The 20,920-nt window shown below is 62.4% G+C and carries 21 protein-coding genes; 20 read left to right on the top strand and 1 reads right to left on the bottom strand.

Annotation, left to right across the window (positions count from 1 at the left end; all coding sequences use genetic code 11):
- The first annotated feature begins 57 nt into the window (after nucleotides 1-57).
- Nucleotides 58-525, top strand: coding sequence for a peroxiredoxin (locus tag LB565_RS20285; RefSeq protein ID WP_224587042.1), 468 nt, complete (start codon nucleotides 58-60; stop codon nucleotides 523-525).
- 174 nt (nucleotides 526-699) lie between these two features.
- The gene (locus LB565_RS20280; protein ID WP_224587040.1) at nucleotides 700-1,980 is read left to right on the top strand and encodes a peptidoglycan DD-metalloendopeptidase family protein; all 1,281 of its coding nucleotides are present in this window, start codon (nucleotides 700-702) and stop codon (nucleotides 1,978-1,980) included.
- Between the two features lie 172 nt (nucleotides 1,981-2,152).
- Here the strand turns inward: LB565_RS20280 and LB565_RS20275 are convergent, their stop codons facing one another.
- Entirely contained in the window at nucleotides 2,153-3,331 is a 1,179-nt protein-coding gene (locus LB565_RS20275; RefSeq protein ID WP_224587038.1) for a M24 family metallopeptidase, read from the bottom strand.
- A 258-nt stretch (nucleotides 3,332-3,589) separates the two neighbouring features.
- On the opposite strand from LB565_RS20275, the gene LB565_RS20270 reads away from it, so the two are divergent.
- The 18 genes from LB565_RS20270 (at nucleotide 3,590) to LB565_RS20185 (ending at nucleotide 20,864) form a co-directional block, all read left to right on the top strand.
- Nucleotides 3,590-5,023 (top strand): FAD-binding oxidoreductase, encoded by a 1,434-nt coding sequence (locus LB565_RS20270; RefSeq protein ID WP_224587037.1) that lies wholly within the window; start codon nucleotides 3,590-3,592, stop codon nucleotides 5,021-5,023.
- Entirely contained in the window at nucleotides 5,020-5,754 is a 735-nt protein-coding gene (locus LB565_RS20265; RefSeq protein WP_224587035.1) for a FadR/GntR family transcriptional regulator, read from the top strand. The genes LB565_RS20270 and LB565_RS20265 overlap by 4 nt, the downstream gene beginning before the upstream one ends.
- A 2-nt stretch (nucleotides 5,755-5,756) precedes the next feature.
- Entirely contained in the window at nucleotides 5,757-6,191 is a 435-nt protein-coding gene (locus LB565_RS20260) for a VOC family protein (protein WP_224587034.1), read from the top strand.
- Nucleotides 6,192-6,252: 61 nt separating this feature from the next.
- Nucleotides 6,253-7,305, top strand: coding sequence for an ABC transporter substrate-binding protein (locus LB565_RS20255; RefSeq protein ID WP_224587033.1), 1,053 nt, complete (start codon nucleotides 6,253-6,255; stop codon nucleotides 7,303-7,305).
- A 100-nt stretch (nucleotides 7,306-7,405) separates the two neighbouring features.
- Nucleotides 7,406-8,179, top strand: coding sequence for an ABC transporter ATP-binding protein (locus tag LB565_RS20250; RefSeq protein ID WP_224587032.1), 774 nt, complete (start codon nucleotides 7,406-7,408; stop codon nucleotides 8,177-8,179).
- Nucleotides 8,176-8,931: an ABC transporter permease gene (locus tag LB565_RS20245; protein WP_224587031.1), complete on the top strand. Its 756-nt coding sequence runs from the start codon at nucleotides 8,176-8,178 to the stop codon at nucleotides 8,929-8,931. The genes LB565_RS20250 and LB565_RS20245 overlap by 4 nt, the downstream gene beginning before the upstream one ends.
- Before the next feature lie 244 nt (nucleotides 8,932-9,175).
- Entirely contained in the window at nucleotides 9,176-10,342 is a 1,167-nt protein-coding gene (locus LB565_RS20240; protein WP_224587030.1) for an ROK family transcriptional regulator, read from the top strand.
- Entirely contained in the window at nucleotides 10,339-11,103 is a 765-nt protein-coding gene (locus tag LB565_RS20235) for an ATP-binding cassette domain-containing protein (RefSeq protein WP_224587029.1), read from the top strand. Before LB565_RS20240 ends, LB565_RS20235 begins: the two co-directional genes overlap by 4 nt.
- A gap of 38 nt (nucleotides 11,104-11,141) precedes the next feature.
- Nucleotides 11,142-12,182: a sugar ABC transporter substrate-binding protein gene (locus tag LB565_RS20230; RefSeq protein WP_224587028.1), complete on the top strand. Its 1,041-nt coding sequence runs from the start codon at nucleotides 11,142-11,144 to the stop codon at nucleotides 12,180-12,182.
- A gap of 101 nt (nucleotides 12,183-12,283) precedes the next feature.
- Nucleotides 12,284-13,279, top strand: coding sequence for an ABC transporter permease (locus LB565_RS20225; RefSeq protein ID WP_224587026.1), 996 nt, complete (start codon nucleotides 12,284-12,286; stop codon nucleotides 13,277-13,279).
- 13 nt (nucleotides 13,280-13,292) lie between these two features.
- A complete protein-coding gene (locus tag LB565_RS20220; RefSeq protein WP_224587024.1) occupies nucleotides 13,293-14,063 on the top strand; it encodes an SDR family NAD(P)-dependent oxidoreductase in 771 nt (256 codons plus the stop codon).
- A 128-nt stretch (nucleotides 14,064-14,191) separates the two neighbouring features.
- On the top strand, nucleotides 14,192-14,731 hold the full coding sequence (locus tag LB565_RS20215) for a hypothetical protein (RefSeq protein WP_318012178.1): 540 nt from the start codon (nucleotides 14,192-14,194) through the stop codon (nucleotides 14,729-14,731).
- 263 nt (nucleotides 14,732-14,994) lie between these two features.
- Entirely contained in the window at nucleotides 14,995-16,278 is a 1,284-nt protein-coding gene (locus tag LB565_RS20210; protein WP_224587021.1) for a site-specific integrase, read from the top strand.
- A gap of 295 nt (nucleotides 16,279-16,573) precedes the next feature.
- A complete protein-coding gene (locus LB565_RS20205; RefSeq protein ID WP_224587019.1) occupies nucleotides 16,574-16,912 on the top strand; it encodes a helix-turn-helix domain-containing protein in 339 nt (112 codons plus the stop codon).
- Nucleotides 16,909-18,057 (top strand): hypothetical protein, encoded by a 1,149-nt coding sequence (locus LB565_RS20200; RefSeq protein WP_224587017.1) that lies wholly within the window; start codon nucleotides 16,909-16,911, stop codon nucleotides 18,055-18,057. The genes LB565_RS20205 and LB565_RS20200 overlap by 4 nt, the downstream gene beginning before the upstream one ends.
- Before the next feature lie 341 nt (nucleotides 18,058-18,398).
- The gene (locus LB565_RS20195; RefSeq protein WP_224587016.1) at nucleotides 18,399-19,010 is read left to right on the top strand and encodes a hypothetical protein; all 612 of its coding nucleotides are present in this window, start codon (nucleotides 18,399-18,401) and stop codon (nucleotides 19,008-19,010) included.
- A 283-nt stretch (nucleotides 19,011-19,293) separates the two neighbouring features.
- Nucleotides 19,294-19,758, top strand: a complete 465-nt coding sequence (locus LB565_RS20190; RefSeq protein WP_224587014.1) for a hypothetical protein — start codon at nucleotides 19,294-19,296, stop codon at nucleotides 19,756-19,758.
- 494 nt (nucleotides 19,759-20,252) lie between these two features.
- Entirely contained in the window at nucleotides 20,253-20,864 is a 612-nt protein-coding gene (locus LB565_RS20185) for a tudor domain-containing protein (protein ID WP_224587012.1), read from the top strand.
- The last annotated feature ends 56 nt before the right edge of the window (nucleotides 20,865-20,920 follow it).

The raw sequence follows: 20,920 nt of genomic DNA, 5'->3' as shown, positions 1-20,920 counted from the left end.
CCCGCTTCACGTTATATCGATGATTTCCCGCGCGTAACCGCTAGCAAGGGCATCGATATGGCTGATCTCGACGTGGGCGACGCAGCACCCCAATTCGATCTCCCGCGTGACGGCGGGGGCTCCCTCAGCCTTGCTGCGCTCCGGGGCAAGCCGGTTGTACTCTATTTTTATCCGCAGGACGACACCACAAGTTGCACCAACGAGGCGATCGGCTTCTCGCAGTTGAAGCCGGAATTCGAAAAGGCCGGTGCAGTGGTGATCGGTCTATCGCCCGATAGCGTCAAGAAACACGACAAATTCAAGGCGAAGTACGATCTCACCGTCGATCTCGTCGCCGATGAGGAGCGCAAGGTGATCGAGGCCTATCATTTGTGGGTCGAGAAGATGATGTACGGGCGCAAATATATGGGTGTCGAGCGCGCCACCTTCCTGATCGGCAAGGACGGTCGCATCGCCCGCATCTGGCGTCAGGTTCGCGTCAAGGGCCATGCCGAAGCGGTGCTCGAGGCCGTGCGCGCGCTCTGAAACGGGAGCGCGTGGCTTTCGCGATCGCCCGCCGCTCGCCAGCCCCATCTCCGTTGCAACCGGCCACCCGCAGAGCGCGACTGGTTGCGCCGATACTGCGGCCGGCAAAACTTTGTTAACCCTAATAATGTGTAATCGAGCTGTCGTTGGTCCCCGTAACGAAAGCTCGGTCCCGTGAAACAAACCGGTCAGTCAGCGGTCTTCGGCAAGCGCAAGGAACCGCATACGGTCATCATTGCCCGGGGCAACGAGATCAGGCATTTCACCATCCGCCCCTGGCTCGTTGCCTTCATCGGCTCGGCCCTGGCGGCCATCGCCATCGGCTATCTGCTCGCGACGTCCTATCTCGTGCTGCGCGATGACCTGATCGGCGCCACGACGGCAAGACAGGCGCGCATGCAGCAGGCTTATGAGGACCGCATCTCGGCGCTTCGTTCCCAGGTCGACCGCATCACCAGCCGCCAGCTTCTGGACCAGCAGTTGATGGAAACCAAGGTCAGCGAGCTGCTGGCCAGGCAGACCCAGCTCAGCGAGCGCCACGGACGGCTCGGCCCGATTCTTGAGCGCGCCGAGAACGAGGTCGGCGACACACCTGCAACGGGCGCAGCGGCACCCAAGCCCGACGAGCACGCTGAGGTCACCGGCAGCCTCTCGCAGGCGCCGACCTATTCGGTCGCATCCTTGAGCGCCGGCGACACAAGGCCCTTCTCACTCTGGTCGACAAGGTCCGATCCGCTCGATGGCGAAACGGCCGCCGACCGCGCCGACAAGTTGTTCGTCTCGATCAATGCGTCGTTGAAGGCCATCGAGAACCAGCAGCTTTCGCGCATCACCACGCTTGCCGACAACGCCTATAAGAATGCCGATGCCATCGCCCAGGCACTGGAAGCGGCGGGCCTGCCGGTCGACAGCGAACTCAACAAGAGCGATGTCGGCGGCCCGCTGGTTCCGCTTGATCCGTCGATGGTTTTCGACAGCAAGGTCAAGGAGTTGGACGAGGCGCTCGATGCGCTCGACGAGGTCAAGAAAGAGGCGAGCAAGCTGCCGCTCGCCAACCCGGCCCCGGGCCATGCGGTGACCAGCCCGTTCGGCGTGCGCACCGACCCGATCCTGGGCAGCGCCGCCTTGCATACGGGAATGGATTTCAGGGCGCCGATCGGCATGCCGGCCAAGGTTACCGCCGCTGGCACCGTCACCAGGGCCGGCTGGGCGGGCGGCTATGGCCGCATGGTCGAGGTCGACCACGGCAACGGCTTTGCCACACGCTATGGCCATTTGAGCGAGATCGATGTGAGCGTCGGCCAGAAGCTCGCCGCCGGGGACGTCATCGGCAAGACCGGCAGCAGCGGCCGCTCGACAGGTCCGCACCTGCACTACGAGGTGCGCCACGGCGGCGAAGCGGTCGACCCGCTGCGCTTCCTGACTGTCGGCAAGAAGGTCGCGCAGTATCTTTGACCGGCTGATCCAGCACCGGCGCCCGCGAATTCGCTAAGCGCCGGGATTCTCTTGCCCTGCCGGATACATCGTTGCCGCCGAAACCAAGGCAGGATGCCGTTCTTCAACGCGGCCCCGTCGACGCGCGGAACCTGGAATTGTGAAGCGATAGACCGATCCGACCTCCGGCCCGTCAGGCTTTGACATGGATATCCCGCGGGAACTTCGTCAGCGTCTCGTTCCCGGTTTCGGTCACCAGGATGGTCTCGCTGACCTCGATGCCCCAGCCGTCCATCCACATGCCCAGGATGGAATGAACGACATTGCCGGGTTGCAGCACCGTCTTGTCACCCGGTCTCAGGCTGATCGTATGCTCGCCCCAATCCGGCGGATAAGCGACGCCGATGGAATAGCCGATGCGCGATTCCTTCTTCAGCCCGTGACGCTCTATGACCTTGCGCCACGCGGCTTCGACCGCTTCGGCGGTCGTGCCCGGCCGCACCGCATCGAGCACCGCATCCATGCCTTCGATCACCGCCTTTGCCGTGTCCGCGACGCGAGCCGGCGTCTTGCCGAGTTGCATGGTCCTGGCAAGCCCCGCGGCGTAGCGGCGGCAGACGCCGGCAAGCTCGAGCGCGATCGTTTCGTCCTTTCCGAACCGCCGATCGCTCCACATGATATGCGGCGCGGAAGCATTTTCGCCGCCGAGGATCGTCGGCGGCAGCGCCGTGATGTCGCCGGCGAAATCCGGGCTGCTGGCGATCTGCGCCGCCTGGATCGAAGCGATCGCGTCGCATTCGCGCACGCCTGGCGCGATGACTTCGTAGGCCCGCGCGACAGCCGCTTGCGCCAGCCTCGACGCGTTGCGCAGATAGGCGATTTCCGGCGCTGATTTCACCGCGCGGATCCAGTTCACGAGCAGATCGGCATCGTGCCATGTCCCATTGGGCAATCCGGCGACGAGCCGCGCATGCGCCTTCGGCGAGAAATAATAGGCTTCGAGCTCGACGCCAATGTGGCGGCTTCCCCAGCCCTTGGCGACGATCCAGGCCGCGATCCAGTCCATGGGATGACGGTCGGCGCGCTGCACGTGGTCTTCCGGGAAGCCGACCACATTTTCCGGCTTCATCCAGGCCGTCAGCAACCCGCCGGCCGCATCCATGGCGCGGCCGATCCAGACCGGCTCGACATCCTCGATCGGCACAAGCACCACCTGTGGCGTGTAGAACGACCAGCCGTCATAGCCGGTGATGTAATGCTGGTTGGCGACGTCGTTGACGATCAGGAGTTCGATGCCGCGCCTGGCCATCTCGGCGCGGATTTTTGCAAGCCGCTGCTGATACTCTTCGCGGGCAAAAGGCAGTTCAATCATCTTTTCTCCTCGCCGGACTATCTGATCGGGGGCGAGCCGCGGCTTCCCTTGCCACCACCATCGCGGTGGTTTTCACGACCGGCAATCGGCCAGCACAACGCATAGGCAGGGCCTGGCCCGACAGAGGCGGCTTCCCCACCGACATGGTCACCACCCCCTGTTGACGAGCCGGTGACGTGTTCGCCGAACAGGAAGGCGATTGACTCGAAGTAAGTTGTAGGATGATATATATGACCCGATATCCAGACGTCGACGTTCATGACTGTTCAACGCCTTTCACCGGAAATCCTCGGCGCTATGGAAAGTGCTGTCGGACAAAACGGGATCGCCACCAATCCGGCCGGAATGGCGAAGTACCTCGGCGACTGGGCCGGCGACTATCGCGGCGGGGCTCTTGCCGTGCTGCGGCCAGCTTCGGTGGCCGAGGTCCAGGCACTGATGCGGTTGTGCAATGAGTTCGGGCTGGGCGTCGTTCCACAGGGTGGCAACACCGGTCTGGTATCAGGCGCGATCGACAGCAAAGGCGGCCTTGTTGTCGTCAGCCTGGAGCGGATGAACGCCATCCGGCAGATCGATGAGGAGAATTTCACGCTGCAGGCCGATGCCGGCTGCGTGCTGCAGGCGATCAAGGACGCGTGCGAGGCGCGGGATTGCTTGTTCCCGTTGGCGCTCGGCGCGCAAGGTAGTTGCCAGATCGGCGGCAATGCGGCCACCAACGCTGGGGGCGTCAACGTGCTGCGCTACGGCATGGCGCGCGATCTGATCCTTGGCCTCGAAGTGGTGCTGGCGGACGGTGAGCTGTGGAGCGGCTTTTCCGGCCTGCGCAAGAACAACAGCGGCTATGACCTGAAGCAGCTTTTCATCGGCTCGGAAGGCACGCTGGGCATCATCACCGGGGTCGAGGTCAAGTTGTTTCCGAAGCCGGCCAAAACGGACACCGCCTATCTCGGCCTGGCTTCGTTCGAGGCAGCCATCAGGCTGTTCAACCGGGCGCGCAGCGACTGTTCGGACCTGATCTCCGCTTTCGAGATCATCGGCTCGGAATGCATCGAGCTTGCGCGGCTGATCGACCCCGCGATGAGAGCGCCGGTCTCGGCGCCCGTCCAGGTGCTGATCGAATTGTCGTCCAGCGCGGCTGTCGATCTCAACGGCTTGATGGCCGGCTTCCTCGCCGATGCCATGGACAATGGCCTGGTGACGGACGCGGTTCTCGCCGCCAGCACCGCGCAGGCCAGGAGTTTTTGGGCGATCCGCGAAGGACTGGTCGAAGGCCAGGCCAAGCGCGGCTATCACGTGCGCACCGACCTGTCGGTGCGGATTTCCGATATTCCAGCCCTGATCGAGCAGGCCCGCCGCTTCGTCGCGAATGATCATCGCGGCTGGATTCCCCTCGCCTACGGCCACGCCGGCGACGGCAACATCCATTTCAACGTGCTGCCGCCGCCCGAACTTGCCGAGCACGAGGCTCGCGCGCGTGGCTCCGAGATTGTTGCCGGGCTCTACGAAATCACCGTTGGCCTCGGCGGCTCGATCAGCGCGGAGCACGGCATCGGCCGCAGCCGCCGAAAGGAATTCTGGGTCGGGCTTTCGCCGGCGCATCGGCGCATGGTCGCGGCGCTGAAGAACGCCCTCGACCCCAAGGGCCTGATGAACCCCGGCTGCCTGCTGCCATCCACGGAAGGGCTTCCATGAAACAAAGACTGGCCGCCATCGGCACTGTCGAAACGCTGCCGCACCGTGTCGCCGCCTTCCTCAGCCGCGAGATCGAATCCGGTGAACTGAACCCCGGCGCGCGCCTGCCGACCGAGCAGGAGCTGTCGGAAAAATTCGGCGTCAGCCGCAATGTCGTGCGCGAGGCGATCGCCCAGCTTCGTGCCGACGGCATGATCGAGGCGCGCCAAGGCATCGGCGCCTTCGTGCTGGCGCCCGAGCAGCGGGCCGCGATCCGCATCGACCGCGAGGCGCTCAAGGATACGCATAATATGGAGCGGCTGTTCGAGCTGCGCTGCATCCTCGAGGCCGAATCGGCGGCGCTCGCGGCGGCGCGCCGCAGTCAGGAACATCTCGGCTCGATCAAGGCGGCGCTCGACCGCATGGGGGGCGAGGAGCGTTGGGAGGAAGGCAGCATCGACGCCGACCTGCTCTTCCACCGCGAGATCGCGCGCGCGACCGGCAACAGCTACATCCACACCTTCATTTCCTTTGTCTGCGAGCAGATCCGCCACTCGATCCACTACGCGCGCATGACCAACCCGCTGCACGATCTGGTCGAGATCAATGTCGGCGAGCATGTGCGCATCTATGACGCGCTGGTGGCGGGCGACCCGGCGGCGGCGGAAGCGGCAATGCGCGCCCATATCATCGGTGCCGCCAATCGCGTCGGCGTCAAGCTGCCGCTCTCGAAAGCCAAGGGAGCAAAATAGTCATGTCGGCAAGCATCACCCGCATCACCGACGTCTGCCTGCTGGTCGAAAACATCGAAAGGACGGTCGACTTCTACGTTGAAAAACTCGGCTTCCGCCTGCGCCGCCGCGCCGAAGGTTTTGCCGATTTCCATGGCGAAGGCGTCACCCTCGCCGCCTGGGAGCTCGATCACATCAACCGCCATACCGGCGTGTCGAAGCTGAGATCGCCGCGCCACGCGCACAAGGTCTGTGTTGCCGTGCAGCTCGATAGGCCCGCCGACATCGACCGGATGCATGCCGATCTCAGCGCCAAGGGCGTGCCCTTCTATGGCCCGCCTGACAACTACGTCTGGAATGCGCGCTGCGCCTATTTCACCGACCCGGACGACACGCTCTGGGAACTTTACGCCTGGCTCGACGGCGGCCCCGGCGACTACCACGACGAACAGCCGTAGACGCCGCGCTGAAGGGAGCGGCGCCTGAAAGAGACGACAAAGTCTGCAACAGGAGCGAAAAATGAGTGGGAACCGAGACTTCGAATTGAACCGCCGCACTTTCGTCAAAGGCGGCATGGCAGCCGTTGCGGCCGCATCGGCCGGCATGCAGCTGGTGCTGACGCCGGGCGCAAAGGCCGCCGGCAAGGTCGTCATCCAGTATGACTGGCTGATGTCCAACGGCCAGATCGGCGATATCGCGGCCGTCGCCAACGGCTATTTCAAGGATGCCGGACTGGAGGTCGAATTCAGCCCCGGCGGCCCCAATGCGTCGACAGTGCCGCCGGTCATTTCGGGCGCCGCGCAGCTTGGCCAGTTCTCGGAAACGCCGCAGCTCTATTCGGCCCGCGCTAGCGGCGTGCCGATCAAGATCATCGCCTGCGGCTTCCGCACCGGCCCCTACGCGCTGACCTCGAAGCCGGCCAAGCCGATCCGCAGCGTGGCCGACCTCAAGGGCAAGAAGATCGGCATCCAGCCGACGGCGCGCTTCGTCATCGACGAGATCCTGGCCAAGAACGGCATCGATCCGTCGGAGGTGACCATCGTCAATGTCGGCTTCGACAAGGCCCCGCTGGTGCGCGGCGATGTCGACGCGATCGGCGGCTGGATCACCAACACCCAGGCGCTCAGCGTTGTCGGCGACGACCGCATAGACCTCCTGGTGCGCGACCTCGGCCTGAGCTCCTATGCCGATGTCTATTTCGCCACCGACGGGGCGATCGAGAAGGATCCGGAAACGCTGGCCCAGTTCGTCGGCGCCGTCGGCAAGGGCTGGGGTTGGGTGCATGCCAACCCGCAGGAAGCGGTCAAGAAGATGGTCGCCGCCTATCCGGAAATGGATCTCGGCTGGGAGGAAAAGACCGTCAATCTGGTGCTGAAGCTCTCCTTCGACGGCACGACCGCCAAGGATGGCTGGGGCACGTTCGATCCGGCCTCGATCGAGGAGCAGCTGGTGTTGCTCGACACGGTCGGCCAGTATCCAAACGGCCGTCCGGCCGCCAAGGATGTCTACACCACCAAGATCCTGGAGCTTTCGGCCGCAGACCGGCCCAAGCTCGACGCACCCGCGGCCTAAGGCATGATCCCAAACAGTGGGAACCGGTTATTGGAAAAGATCATGCTCCAACAAAGAGTTGGATTGGCATGACGATTGAATCAAACGTCGTGCTGATCTAATGCACAACGCGATCGAAGCGCGACAGTTGGATGTCGGCTATGGCGGCCGGCAGATGGCCGTCAAAGTGCTCGCCGGCCTCGACCTCACCGTCGCGGCCGGTTCCTTCCTGTCGATCCTGGGGCCGTCCGGCTGCGGCAAGTCGACCTTGCTCCGCGTGGTGGCCGACCTGCTCGATCCGCTCGGCGGCACGATCAGCGTGCTTGGCGAAACGCCGCATGCGGTGCGTTCGCGCCGCGATGTCGGCTTCGTCTTCCAGGATTCGACGCTGCTCCCCTGGCGCACGGTACGCGACAATGTGCGCCTGCCGCTCGGCGTCGGCCAAGGCAGCCTGACCCGCAAGATCGAGGACCGCAGCGCGGAACTGCTGGAGCTGATGGGCCTCGGCGGCCTCAGTGAGCGCCTGCCGCGTCAGCTCTCCGGCGGCCAGCGCCAGCGCGTTGCGATCGCGCGCGCCCTGCTCGGCGAACCAAAACTGCTTCTGATGGACGAGCCCTTCGGCGCACTGGACGAGATCACCCGCGATCGTCTCAACGACGAACTGCTGTCTCTCTGGCGGCGCACCGGCACGACCGTCCTCTTCGTCACTCATTCGATCGCCGAAGCCGCATACCTCGGCGAACGCGTCATCGTGCTCGCCGCCAATCCGGGGCGCATCCTCAAGGATCTCGACATGCGGCCCTTCAAGCAGGAAGGCAATCGCTGCAAACGCGAGGATCCGGCGATCGTCGCCGCCATGGCCGATCTGCGCGTGGCGCTGGAGCACGCATCGTGAGACAGCCGCCGCTCTCCCCGCAAATGACGATTGCGCTTCCCGTCCTGGGTGCGGCATCGATCTTGCTCGCGTGGCAATACCTCCTGCCGCTGCTCGGCGTGCCGGCCTATATCGTGCCGACGCCCACGGCGATCTTCGGTGTCTTCCAGAAGAGCTTTTCGCTCCTCATCGACAACCTGCGGCCGACGCTGATCGAGGCGCTGGCCGGCTTCGTCATCGGCAATTTGGCTGCCGTGCTGCTGGCCGTTCTCTTCGTCCACAGCCGCGTTCTGCAGGCTGCCTATTTCCCAATCGTGCTCTTCTTCAACACCATCCCGATCCTGGCGCTGTCGCCGATCATCATCCTGATCTTCGGTCTCGGCATGACTCCGAAGATCGTCATCGCCGCGGTGATCTGCTTCTTCCCGACGCTGGTGAACATGATCCGCGGCCTCGATTCGGCCAGCGACAACGAGCACGAGCTGTTCCGGGTGCTGTCGGCGACGCGTTCGGAGATTTTCTGGAGCCTGCGCCTGCCGCGCGCCTTACCGATGCTGTTCTCCTCGCTCAGGATCGCGTCGGCCACCGCCGTGATCGGCGCCATCGTCGGCGAGTGGATCGGCTCGGACAAAGGGCTCGGCGCGCTGATCATCCAGGCCACCTTCAACTACCAGTCCGACCGGCTTTATGCGGCGATCGTGCTGTCATCGTCACTGTCGATCGCGCTGTTCTGTATTGTCGTGCTGATCGAGCGGCGGGTTATCCGTTATTAGGGCAATGCCGGGGAAGTGCGTGGCAAATCTTCCGGAACTGTACAAAAACAAAGTCTAGAGCACTCCGCGACGTTGTGAAACGCTGGACCGCTCCAACCGCCCCACTGGCTTCGAGTTTGAGCCTCCCGCTGCGAAATGGCGATCGCAGCGGGTTCCTGTTGCCGCAATCAGAAATATTTTTGAATTCCATTTGACTGAATAAATCTTCTCTGCAAGTCTGGCCGCAGAGATGGGAGCGCAAGGCATGGCGTTGCGGGGGACCAATCAGGAATTCGGGCGACCGTACAACCGGCGCATCGTGCTTGAGTCCATCCGCCGCTTCGGCCCCATCGCGCGCGGCGACATCGCCCGGCATGTCGGACTGACAGTCCAGACCGTTTCGACCATCGTTCGCGAGTTGGAGGAACAAGGCTACATCCTGTCGGTACGCGAGGAGCCGAAGGGTCGTGGCCTGCCGCCGGCGACGCTGCGCATCAACCCAGACGGCGGATATGCCGTCGGCATCCACCTCACTCCGCTCGGCATCGACGCGGCGCTGATCAACCTCAGCGGCGATGTGATCGAGGGTGCGCACCGCGACGTGCCCAACGCCGCTCCCGATGACGCGTTCGAAGCAATCGGCGCCATGGTCGCCGAGATGACAGGGCGCCGCCCGGGCAGCCGCGTCATCGGTATCGGCATGGCGCTTCCTGGCCCGTTCGGTGTCGAACCCATGAGCTTCGTCGGCCCGACGACCATGGTTGGTTGGCGGGACGTTTTGCTACGCGAGCGGCTGTCGGCAGCCACCGGCCTGCCGGCCTTCTTCGAAAACGACATGGCGGCCGCCGCCATGGGCGAGCGCCTTTATGGTCTCGGCGCAAAGCATTCCGAATATTACTATCTCTATTTCGGCGTGGGGCTCGGCGGCGCCATGCTGCATGACGGCAGCGTGCTGCGCGGCGCCTGGGGCAATGCCGGCGAGATCGGCCATATCCCCGTCGTTCCGGGCGGCGAGCCGTGCCCCTGCGGCAATCGCGGCTGCCTCGAACGCTATATTTCGCTGGACGCGCGAAGCCGCTGGAGCGGCGACGATGCCGGCTGGGTGGCCGAGGTCGCGCCCGTATTTCGCAACGCGATCGCCATCATCGAGAACCTCTTCGATCCCGAAACCATCGTTCTTGGCGGATTGGCCTCGTCTGGCCTGCTCGAACGGCTGGCGGCATCGCTGGAGCCGCTGCTGAACTCGGTTTCGGCGCGCAAGGATCGCACCACACCGCGTATCCTGGTGGCGCAAGGTGGCCAGCACGCGGTGCTGCGCGGAGCGGCGGCACTTGCCGTTTCGGGCGTGCTCTCCCCGCGCTTCGGCCAGATCTTCACCGCCAAGCGGCAGCGCGATGGCGACCTTCTGAGAGGCGGAGACGTCGCGGCATGAGCGAACCCCTGCTGGTCCTCGACAACGTCGCCAAGAACTACGGCGCCATCCAGGCGCTGCGCGGTATCAGCTTTTCGATCGGACGCGGCGAGGTTGTAGCCCTGCTCGGCGACAACGGCGCCGGCAAGTCGACGCTGGTCAAGATCATCGCAGGCGGGCTCGAACCGACCTCGGGCCGCATGCTCTTCGAAGGCAAGGAATTCCTCGCCAGGTCTCCGGCCGAGGCCAAGGCCGCCGGCATCGAAACCGTCTACCAGGACCTTTCGCTCTGCACCAATGTCGATGTCGTAGCCAACTTCTTCATGGGACGCGAGATCACCCGCAAGGTGCTGGGCGTTCCGGTCCTCGACGAGCGCGCGATGGAAGCGGTGGTCGGCAAGGCGCTGGCCAATGCCGGCACGCGTATTCCTTCGCTGCGCACCAAGGTCGAGCATCTCTCGGGCGGCCAGCGGCAGGCGATCGAGCTCAACCGCTTCGTCCATTGGGGCGGCAAGCTGGTGCTGCTCGACGAGCCCTTCGCCGCGCTCGGCGTCGAACAGACGCGCCGTGGCCTCGACATGATCCGCCAGGTGGCAAGGCAGGGTATCGGCGTCGTCATCATCACCCACATCATGCAGCAGGCCTTCCAAGTCGCCGACCGGATCGTGGTGATCCGCCAGGGCGTCGTGGCCGGCGACGTTGCCCGCAACAAGACAAGTCCCGACGCGGTGATCAACATGATTACCGGGGAGACGCTCGCCGGTGCCGGACCGGCGGGCTGAGAAACAATGAGGGGTCCGGCGCAAGAGGAGCGAACGACATGAAGCGACTGCTACTTTCTGTCTTCGGCATCCTGGCACTGGCCTTTGCCACGCTAACGCCGGCATTCGCCCAGTCCAAGGGTACCGTCTATTACCTGGTGCCGACATTGCTTGACGAATTCCAGACCGGCTCGGTGAGCGCTCTGGAACTGTTCCTGAAGCAGGTCGGCTATGAGATGAAAACGCTGAACGCGGACAACAAGACCGACGCTCAGCAATCGCAAATGAATGACGTTATCGCGCTGAAGCCCAAGGCGATCATCCTCGCCGCGGTCGATTTCAACGCGTTGAAGCCATCCGTTGAAGCCGCCCGGGCCGCCGGCATCCCGGTGGTCGAGTTCGACCGCCAGATCACCGCAACGCCGTCCGACTTCACCTCGGTCGCAGGCACGGTCGAGATCGGCCACATCGCGGCCGATCAGGCCGAGGCCCTGCTGAAGGCCAAAAACGGCTCGGTCAAGGGCAAGATCCTCCAGGTGCTCGGCGATCCGGGCGATCCCTACACGCTCGATATCCAGAAAGGTTTCGAGGAGAAGATGAAGGCGTTTCCGGACGTCAAGATCATTTCGCTGCCGGCCATGCAGTGGGAAGCGAGCAATGCCGGCACCATCGTTGCCGACCAGATGCTGGCCAATCCAGACATCGACCTGATCTTCAGCCATGCCGCCCACCTCTCGGTCGCCGCGGTCGCTTCGCTCGAAGCCGCCGGCAAGAAGCCGGGCGATGTCATGCTGATGAGCTCGAACGGCGCGCCGGTCGGCCTCGACCTCATCCGGAAGGGCTGGCTGAACGTCGAGGTCGAGCAGCCGCTTTACGCGCAGGCCGCAGCCGTCGCCATGTTCATGGATAAGGTCGCCAACAAGCAGGAGATCAAGCCCGGTGACTACGACGTGCTCGGCCTGAAGTCGGTGGTGACCAAGGAAGCCTGGGGACCCAACATCAAGATCCCGGGCGCCGCGATCACCAAGGCAAACGTCGACAATCCCGCCTTCTGGGGCAACCAGAAGCCGCCGACGGATACGGTCAAGTCCGTCGAATAGGCTTTCCCAGCAGAGCTCCGGGCCGTCATGGCCCGGGGCACTGCGGTGCGTCCGCGCAGAAGCGGTCGTGCATCCCGTCCTGACGCCAACCGGATCGCCCCATGAATCCGCGCACTCGCCATAGTCTCGAGCTCGTGCTCGACAATCTCGTCTGGTTCATGCTGGTTTTCGTGCTGGCGGTGTTCTCGATGTTCATTCCGAACTTCTTCCAGCTCGGCATCTTCGCCAACATCGTCGAGGCTTCGAGCGTACTGGGCGTCATGTCGATCGGGCTGGCGCTGGTCATCATTGCCGGCCACATGGACCTTTCGGTCGAATCGGTCGCCGCGCTGAGCGCCATGGCGGTCGGCATCATGTTCTGCTCGTCCGGCATCGGCCTCGGCGTGCAACTGCATCCGGATTGGCTGATGGTGCCGGTATCGCTCGCCATCGCGCTGGCGGTGGGCGCGATCATTGGTGTCATCAACGGCCTCCTCATCGTCAGATTGAAGATGAGCGCCTTCATCATCACACTTGCTTCCTACATCTGGGTGCGCGGCCTCGTGCTGGTCATCTCCGGCGGTCGCTCCGCACAGGACCTCGCCCCCGCGATCCGCTGGTTCGGCATCCAGCGCCTTGCCGGTCTGCCCCTCACCGCATGGATCGCGGTCGCCTGCTTCGTCATCTTTTCGTTGATCCTGGCCAAGACGCCTTTCGGCCGGCATCTGGTGATGATCGGCGGCAACGAGACGGCGACCTTCCGCGCCGGCATCCGCGTCAACCGCAACCTGATCGTCGCCTTCGTGCTCGCCGGCGCCATTGCCGGGCTTGCCGGTTGGCTGCTTGCCATCCGCACCTCCGGCGCCACCGCCAATCTCGGCGTCGGGCTCCTCTTCAACGCGTTCGCCGCCGTCGTCATCGGCGGCGTCAGCCTGAAGGGCGGCGTCGGCACACTACCCGGGGTTTACGCCGGCGTGTTGCTGCTGTCGGCCATCAACACGGCCATCAACCTGATGGGCCTGCCGGCTAACTTCACCCAGGTCATTCATGGTCTGCTGGTGCTGGCGGCCGTGCTGCTCGACGCTTTCAAGCAAACCATTCGTCAAAAACTCGCATGACAGGACCGCTCGCATGACCGGACGCATCGAAGGCAAGGTGGCAGCGATCGTCGGGGCCGCGCGCGGCATCGGCAAGGGCATAGCCCAGCGCTTTGCCGAGGAAGGCGCAAGGCTGGTGCTCGCTGACAGCGAGGCCGAGGCCGGCAAGGCGAGCGCCGATGAGCTCGGCGCCGCTTTCATCCACACCGACATCTCGAGGATGGCCGACGCGGAAGCCGTTGTGGCGTTGGCGCTGGAGCGCCATGGCCGCCTCGACATCATCGTCCAGAACGCCGGCATCTACCCCTGGCAATTAATCGAGAACACCAGTCCCGACGATTGGGACCGCGTCATGGCGGTTAATTTGCGCGGCACCTTCAACGCCGCCCGCGCCGCCCTGACACCGATGAGGGCACAGCAGAGCGGCCGCATGCTCTTCACATCCTCGATTACCGGTCCACAGGTGAGCAGCCCCGGCCACGGTCACTATTCCGCCAGCAAGGCCGGCATCAACGGCTTCATCCGTTCCGCGGCTCTGGAGTTTTCCGGCTATGGCATCACCGTCAACGGCGTCGAGCCCGGCAACATCCTGACCGAGGGCATGAAGCTGCATCGCGATGCCGCGTTCATCAAGAGCATGGAGGACGCCGTGCCGCTCGGCCGCCTTGGTACGCCGCGCGACGTCGCCAACGCCTTCCTGTTCCTGGCCTCGGACGACGCCAGCTATATCACCGGCACCACTATTGTCGTCGATGGCGGCCAGCTCCTGCCGGAAGGCCAGGATTTCCGCCTGACACCATCGTGATTCGCTGCAACTCCGGCGCCCGTCCACCCTTGGCGGCGACAGCCGCTCTTGCAATGACCGGCTCGTTCATCGCCTGTTCAACCGGCCTGCTGTAGCATGGTGAGCCTGAATCGCACGGAGGACGAATCGTGTCAAAAACCCCAATCTTCTTGATCCGAATGGCCTTGGCAGTCATTTGCTTCGTCGGCTTGGCGGTGACCGCCACCACCCTTTTCCCCGCCACCGCCTCGGCCCAGCAGCTGCGGCGATGCGCCAATGAAGGCGGCATATGCCGCTTGCCCTATCCCACGGAGGTGATTTACGGCGCGCGTGGTCGAACAACCTCGCGGTTTTTCGAACGCCGGTCCGTGCCCTGCTCGAATCGCGTGTTTGGCGACCCCGCCCCCGGCCGCGAAAAGGCCTGTTATTTCGTGGCGCGAGGCGGCGACTATGGCGATGAGGACAATTACGGGGACGACGATTACGGCTCACGCCCCGACCGTGGCGAATGGGTCGCCTGCGCCAGGGAGGGTGAGTTCTGCGATTTCCGCGGCCGCGCGATGGTCAGATACGGCGCGCGTGGCCAGTACACGCAGGATGTTTTCAGGAACGGTGTCAGATGCGGCAACGACGCCTTTGGTGATGACCCCGCCCCTGGCGCTCGCAAACGCTGCTACGTCAGGCAGTAGCCGCGCCTGAACCCGGCGCGCAATAGGGTGGCGGCCCCAGCGAGGGCCGTCGCCGCATTCTGCTTCAGCTTGTCCGGCAGGCTGGTGGGCGATGACGGGCTCGAACCGCCGACATCTTCGGTGTAAACGAATTGAGCCTTGTTCCCGTCACTACCTCTAGTTTCATCGTGCGATTGATTTTGCTGCACTTTTGAGCTAACAGGTACCCTACGGTTCCCTAGAATTCCCGCGACTTCTGTTGCTAATCTGTAGCTAATTTTGCCATGCCCCTCACGAAGACTGATGTCGAGCAAATGGAGCCGAACTCGACAATGTGGGATTCCGGCCGCGGCTCAGTTCCCGGCTTCGGCGTACGCCGCCAAACCAAGCACCCCAGCTTCTGCATTAAATACTCTACCAAGGGCAAGCAAAGGTGGTTCACTATCGGACGCCTTGGCGCGCCATGGACGGTCGAGACGGCGCGAATTGAGGCTAAGAGGTTGTTTGGGCTGATTGCTGCTGGGGAAGACCCTTCGGTAGCGCGGGACAGACCGCCGGGAATGAACGTCTCGGACCTATGCGACAGATATATGGTGGCCGCTGAAGCCGGGGCGATCCTCACCCGCTTTAATCGCCCCAAGAAGGCATCGACACTCGCAATAGACAAGGGACGCATCAGCCGCCACATCAAACCGCTTATAGGCGGGAAGGCAGTAGATGAGATCGACAGCCGAGCTGTTAGGCGCCTGATTGGCGACATTACGACCGGCAAGACGGCTGCCGTGGTGAAGACGAAGCTCCGCGGCCGGGCCAACGTAAGGGGCGGTCCAGCGACAGCTGCCCGCGTCGCTGACCTGCTATCGGGTATCATGACATGGGCGGTCGACGAGGGTGTGATCGAACACAATCCTGTTCACCGCGTACGACGCTTCCGCAGCGAGGCCCGCCAACGATTTTTGAGTAACGAGGAATTAGGACGGCTGGGGGCGATCCTAGCCGCAGGAAAGGACCGTGAGGCGAAGGCCTTCAACCCTCACGCGATCAACATTGTGGCGCTGCTTTGCTTGAGTGGATGCCGGGTCGGCGAAATGACCGGCCTGCGATGGAGCGAAGTTGATTTCGGCCTGAAGTGCCTTCGCTTAGAGGATACCAAGACCGGCAAGAGCCTCCGAGCTATTGGAGATCCCGCAATCAGTATCTTGAGAGCTCAGAGTCGCATCGCAGGAAGCCCATTCGTGTTCACAGGAAGTCGGCGTAAAGCACCTTATCAGGGCATCGGCAAGGAGACCCGCCGCATACTCAATGCAGCAAACATCGAGGGGGCTACTCCCCATACGCTGCGACACACCTTTGCTTCCGTAGCGTCAAGCCTAGGCTATTCCGACGGCACAATCGCCGGTCTGCTTGGACACAAGGGCAGAGGCGTGACTTCCCGGTATATTCATCGCCCCGATCAAGCACTAGCTTCCGCTGCGCAGGCTGTAAGCGAAAAGATCAACGGGTTGCTCAATCAGGCGCAAATCCCGACACTGCCGGTCGAAAGCACCGATACAACCGATTCTTCGTAGAGGGCCTTGAAACCCCAAGAGGGCGTTCATAACTTCCAGCCTACGGACCCTGTATGGGGGTCCGTCTTGCCCTCAAACGGGGCATGGTTGAGCCTGCGGGCTTAACTTGGAGACAGCGAGCCTTTCCGCGATAGCCCGATCAGCTGCGGCAAGGTCATGGCGCCTAATCAGCGCCTCCGGATGATCGGACGGCCGTCTCGTCAGACCGAACTCAACTGAGTGTGAGTCGGGCTGGCGGACGGCGTTTTTGTATGCTGCCCCCTAGCCCGGCTCCTTTGCGAAGGAGCTGTAATAGATGAAACCTCTCAAAACAACACCGGAAGCCGCTTTGCGGGCGGGCCTATTGAAGTTGGCCTCAGCCGCAGCTGTCCGTGCGGGAACTGATGCCAGCGAGTTCCTTCCCCACTACGGCACCAAATCATCCAAGCGTTATCGCCGAAACGAACTGCTGAGCACCAAAGAGGCGGCGGTGGTCCTCAAGATCAGCCTAAAGACCCTGCAGAACTGGCGTGTCACAGGGCACGGTCCTCAATACGTGAAAATCGGCTCGGCAGTTAGCTATCGCTACGGCGATCTCTTAGTATTCATCCGGCGCAATACCCACAGCTCCACGAGCGAGGGAGGCGGACGATGAAGGGCCTATCCCACACCAAGTCGGCTCCGATTTACCACGACGCGGAGAAACGGAGACGTAGGTTTGACGAAGTGATTCGCGCGAGCAGGGTCGCTCCCCCAATTCACGTTACCGTGGATGCGCTTGCCACAACGCTTGTTGCTGGCGACTCCAGCCCGGATCTTTTGATCGCCTCGCCCGCCTCCGAAGTTTGCGTAACGCAAACTTTGCAGGGGATATCTGTCGAACCTGCAGGCATCAAAAATCCGCTCGGAGCCAATGTTCCTTCGGTGGAAGAAGCGCGCACCTCGCCAATTTCCGTCCTGCTGACGTGCCGCGCGCAAACTCCACCCCGGGACAAGAAATACCAAGCGAGGTTATATGCGACCGCTGTTGCGGCGTATGGGGCCTATTACGAAATAGAGCGCAGCAGCGCGCTTTGGAAGGAGTTTATCGAGGTAGCCAATGCGGTTAAGGCCACTAAGCACCCTATCCGTCTAAAGGATCGCTCCAAAGCCCTTCTTTTGGTCATGAGGTTTGTTTTCGGGTGGTCTCATGACTATGACCGCGCCTACAAGCTCGCGCGCGGCCTTGAACTTTGTCGACTGAGGAAGCTCCAGCCTCAAGACATGCTTCCGGAACTCGAACGCAAAGGCATCGAAAAGCTTTATCAAGCAGCACGCGAACAGTTGCCCTATAGTGGCAAGACTGCCCAAGAGAAGGCGGATATGCGTATGAGCTATGACCCGGCGGTCGCCGACGATTTTTTAGCCGATCTCGATGGAGGCTCGAAGCGCAAATCGCTGGTGGCCAACCACACCTCCCCCGATCTCGATGGCGGTTCAAATGGCAAACCGGCAACAGCGCGTCCTATTATGAACTATCAGGATGCGGTGACCGACGATTTCTTCGCTGATCTCGATGACGGATCAGATGGCAAGTCGCCAACAGAGCCTCCGATCCTATCAGGATCCGAGCTGAAGCGAGCTGGCGAGCGGATTCTTTGCATCGAACTTGAAGTTGAGCAACTGGCCATGATTCTCAAATCGCCGGAGCACCAACGTTTTTCGATTTTGTTTGACTGTGCCGGTATCCTTAGGGACGGCTGGCGACGGTACGTTGCGGCCGAAGTTACCAAGGTCGGCAGCAAGCACTGGGACCGGTAGGCCTTCATTCTGAGCGGTGACAAGTAGCGAAAGCCCTTGTCACCATCTTGCTCGTAAAGGGCACATAGCCACCTTCGGCCCAATCCCAATTCAAAGCATCGAACAGCAACGCCTGCGGTGGACTCGCCACGCAGAGCCGACCTGTTCTTCGAACCTGCCGATGTCGTTGCCAAGAGGTAACGCATTTGGGTTGGTTCGGGCGTGGGAGTGGCGGGGCAGCCTTCGAAGGTGTGACGGTCAGGTAGGCCCACGACCCCTACGGGGAAGACCTTCCCACCGAGGAAAGCACCCAACATCGCCCCAACAGGCACCCCCTTATCATCAACCACAGGAGAGACAACATGAACGTGGAGAACACCGTTTCACCCGCGATGGTGAGAGATCTCATCACCGGATACACGGAGATGGTGGAGAGCCGAGTGTTCTGGGGAGGATGGGAGCCCACGCTACTCACCTTCATGTTCAACCAGCTCAAGGGGTCGGAGAATAACGTCGCGTTTCAAATGCAGGACGCCGTAGAGGCGATATACGCGAACATTTTGAACTGGTGCTTTCGTAAGCCGAGGAACGTGCCGACCCTCGCGATGCCGCTTTGGATCTGCACCCCGGACTACCCCGTCTATAAGCGAAACAAGGATAGCCTTCGCGTCATCACGCCCAACAACGGGCGACACGTCCACGCTATCGCACTAACGCCGCCGGGCACGCGTATGAAAGACACACTGGATAGCCATTTCGACGAGCAACAACGGCGATATGCCGGACGTGATCGCCCACTTTCGTGCATCGATACGCGACCGATTAGGGATCACCTCAAGCTGGTTACCGACTATGCACCCAAAGGCATCAAGAACCCGCGCATCGGCCCGGATGGGATGTTCGTCCTCCCGAGAACACATTCCGAGATGGAAGGCCGCCGGGCCGAAAAAGCCTATCTCAGCGACCTCGCCTAGCGACGCGCGTAAACGGGATTGCTTGGATGCTGGCGGTGCCGGAAGAGAGCAGCTTCGGCGCAGACGGACCGTCGCCGTGCTGTCAGACGTCCGACGCGTAAAGGGTTTTGCAGGGGGGCAAACCGCCTGCGTGAATCCAAGAGATCGGAGTTGCAATATGGTCGATTATACAGACGAACCTCGACATGACCGCAGACGTCCCCCGAGGCGGCCTGCCCGCCCCGGTAGCAGGCAGTCACCGCCCGAACCGAGCGAAGCCTCCTCTATAGATTATTTCAGCGACATGCCGGACCTCTCAACCGGTGATCGGACGATAACGGATCCGCATGAGCTTTTGGGATGGCTGGTGGCAGAGGCGAAATGGGTCGGGGAATGGGAGCACGTCTCCGCAGCCTTCATGACGGTCCTCGACGAGCTTCTCAAGCAGGTCCGATCTGCTGGATATTTGCCAAGCCTCGGGAGCGAGTTCGAAGAGATGCTCACCATCCTTTTTAGGCCTCGCGACACGGTCCGTGTGAGTCAAGCTCTGGTCCGCTTGGTTAAGCGCCTCCTGATAGAGGCGGTGTGCTACCGTCACCATCAAGAGCTCTCTTCGCTTATTGGCCGCTTTGCAGAAATCGCCGGAGTTGACGACGGTCTCTCAATCGACATTGGCGAGCGCAAGGTTCGCATCACCTCTTCTCGTGCGCTCCGCCGCTCACGTCGGATTCGGGTAGAGATTGCCTTTGATCGGCAGCCGCGATCCTAGGCGGACATGCCGTAAGCCTTTGAGCTGACCCCCATGGCGGTGGCGACCCCCAATCGCCCCGCCAGCAAAGAACGAGCTGATAATGCCGAAGAGCTGTCACGGCAGGGTCCGAACCGGCCATGGCCGAAGCTGGTGCCCGTGATTTTGACGCGAAACGCCTTATCCCTGAGATCGAGTTGGCCATATTCTATCGCCTGCCGACAGAACCACCGTTGCGGCACGCCCCAGTTGTCGTGGCCTCGGTGAAATATCTAAAACATTGATTTTATTACATAATCTTGACAAGTTGGCCTCGGATCGCTATAATGCGACCTGTTCAGATGGCCGTTTTGGCCCTGAAAACCGCTGAAAAGGTGAGTTGTTGGGCACTTTTACGATAGGGCGTCACGCCCGGCTTAGGCCGCCAGCGGCCCTGCGCCGACACCGCCGACCATCATCTGAAAATTTAACCAACGAGGCCCCCTTAGCGGGGCCTCTTCCATTTGGAGATGCGAATGACCCATCAAGCAGGTTCTACCGCTGTACCGGCTGCCACTTTGCCTGCCCTCATCGTCCTTGGCCTCGACGACGGCGGGAAGGCCCATGCATCATGGTTTGGCGAGGCCGAAGTCGGTATGGCAGAGAAGGCCGCGGGGATGATGGGCATGGCAGCCCTGCCAGTAGCTGATGCCGACGACCTACATGAACTTGCCGGACGGCTCCCACAAGGCCGGGTGTTCGAGAGCGGTCGAGCCTTTGTGCCCTTTGTGAAGCGCGCGCTCTACGACGCCATCGCCACGCACCTGCCGCCGGGCTACCAGTTCCCTGTTCGCGCTGCTGATGACCGGCCGACACCCAAGCCGAGGAAGAAGGCATCGGCCGCCGACGCGTCGGAGAGTGGACCGAAGCGACCCGAGCCGCATCGGCCAACCGACTGGGACAAGATCGAAGTCGGCAGCCTCGTTCTAGCGACCACGGGGGCGTACGAAGGATGGTACGAGGCAACGGTGACCAAGATCAGCGCCGAAGGGGTCTACACCCTGCGCTGGCGTGACTGGCTTGAGGAGCCCGCCTTCACCCGTAAGCTCGTTCACATCGCCTTGCTGCACCCGGACCACCGGGACTGACGCCATCTGACGAGGGCGGCACGGCTCAGGCGGCCGCCCACTCATCCCCGACATTC

It is taken from the genome of Mesorhizobium sp. CA14, assembly GCF_020165195.1.
Classification (GTDB): domain Bacteria; phylum Pseudomonadota; class Alphaproteobacteria; order Rhizobiales; family Rhizobiaceae; genus Mesorhizobium.
Note: the sequence above shows the minus strand (reverse complement) of the source record. Positions and strands in the feature narration are given on the sequence as shown.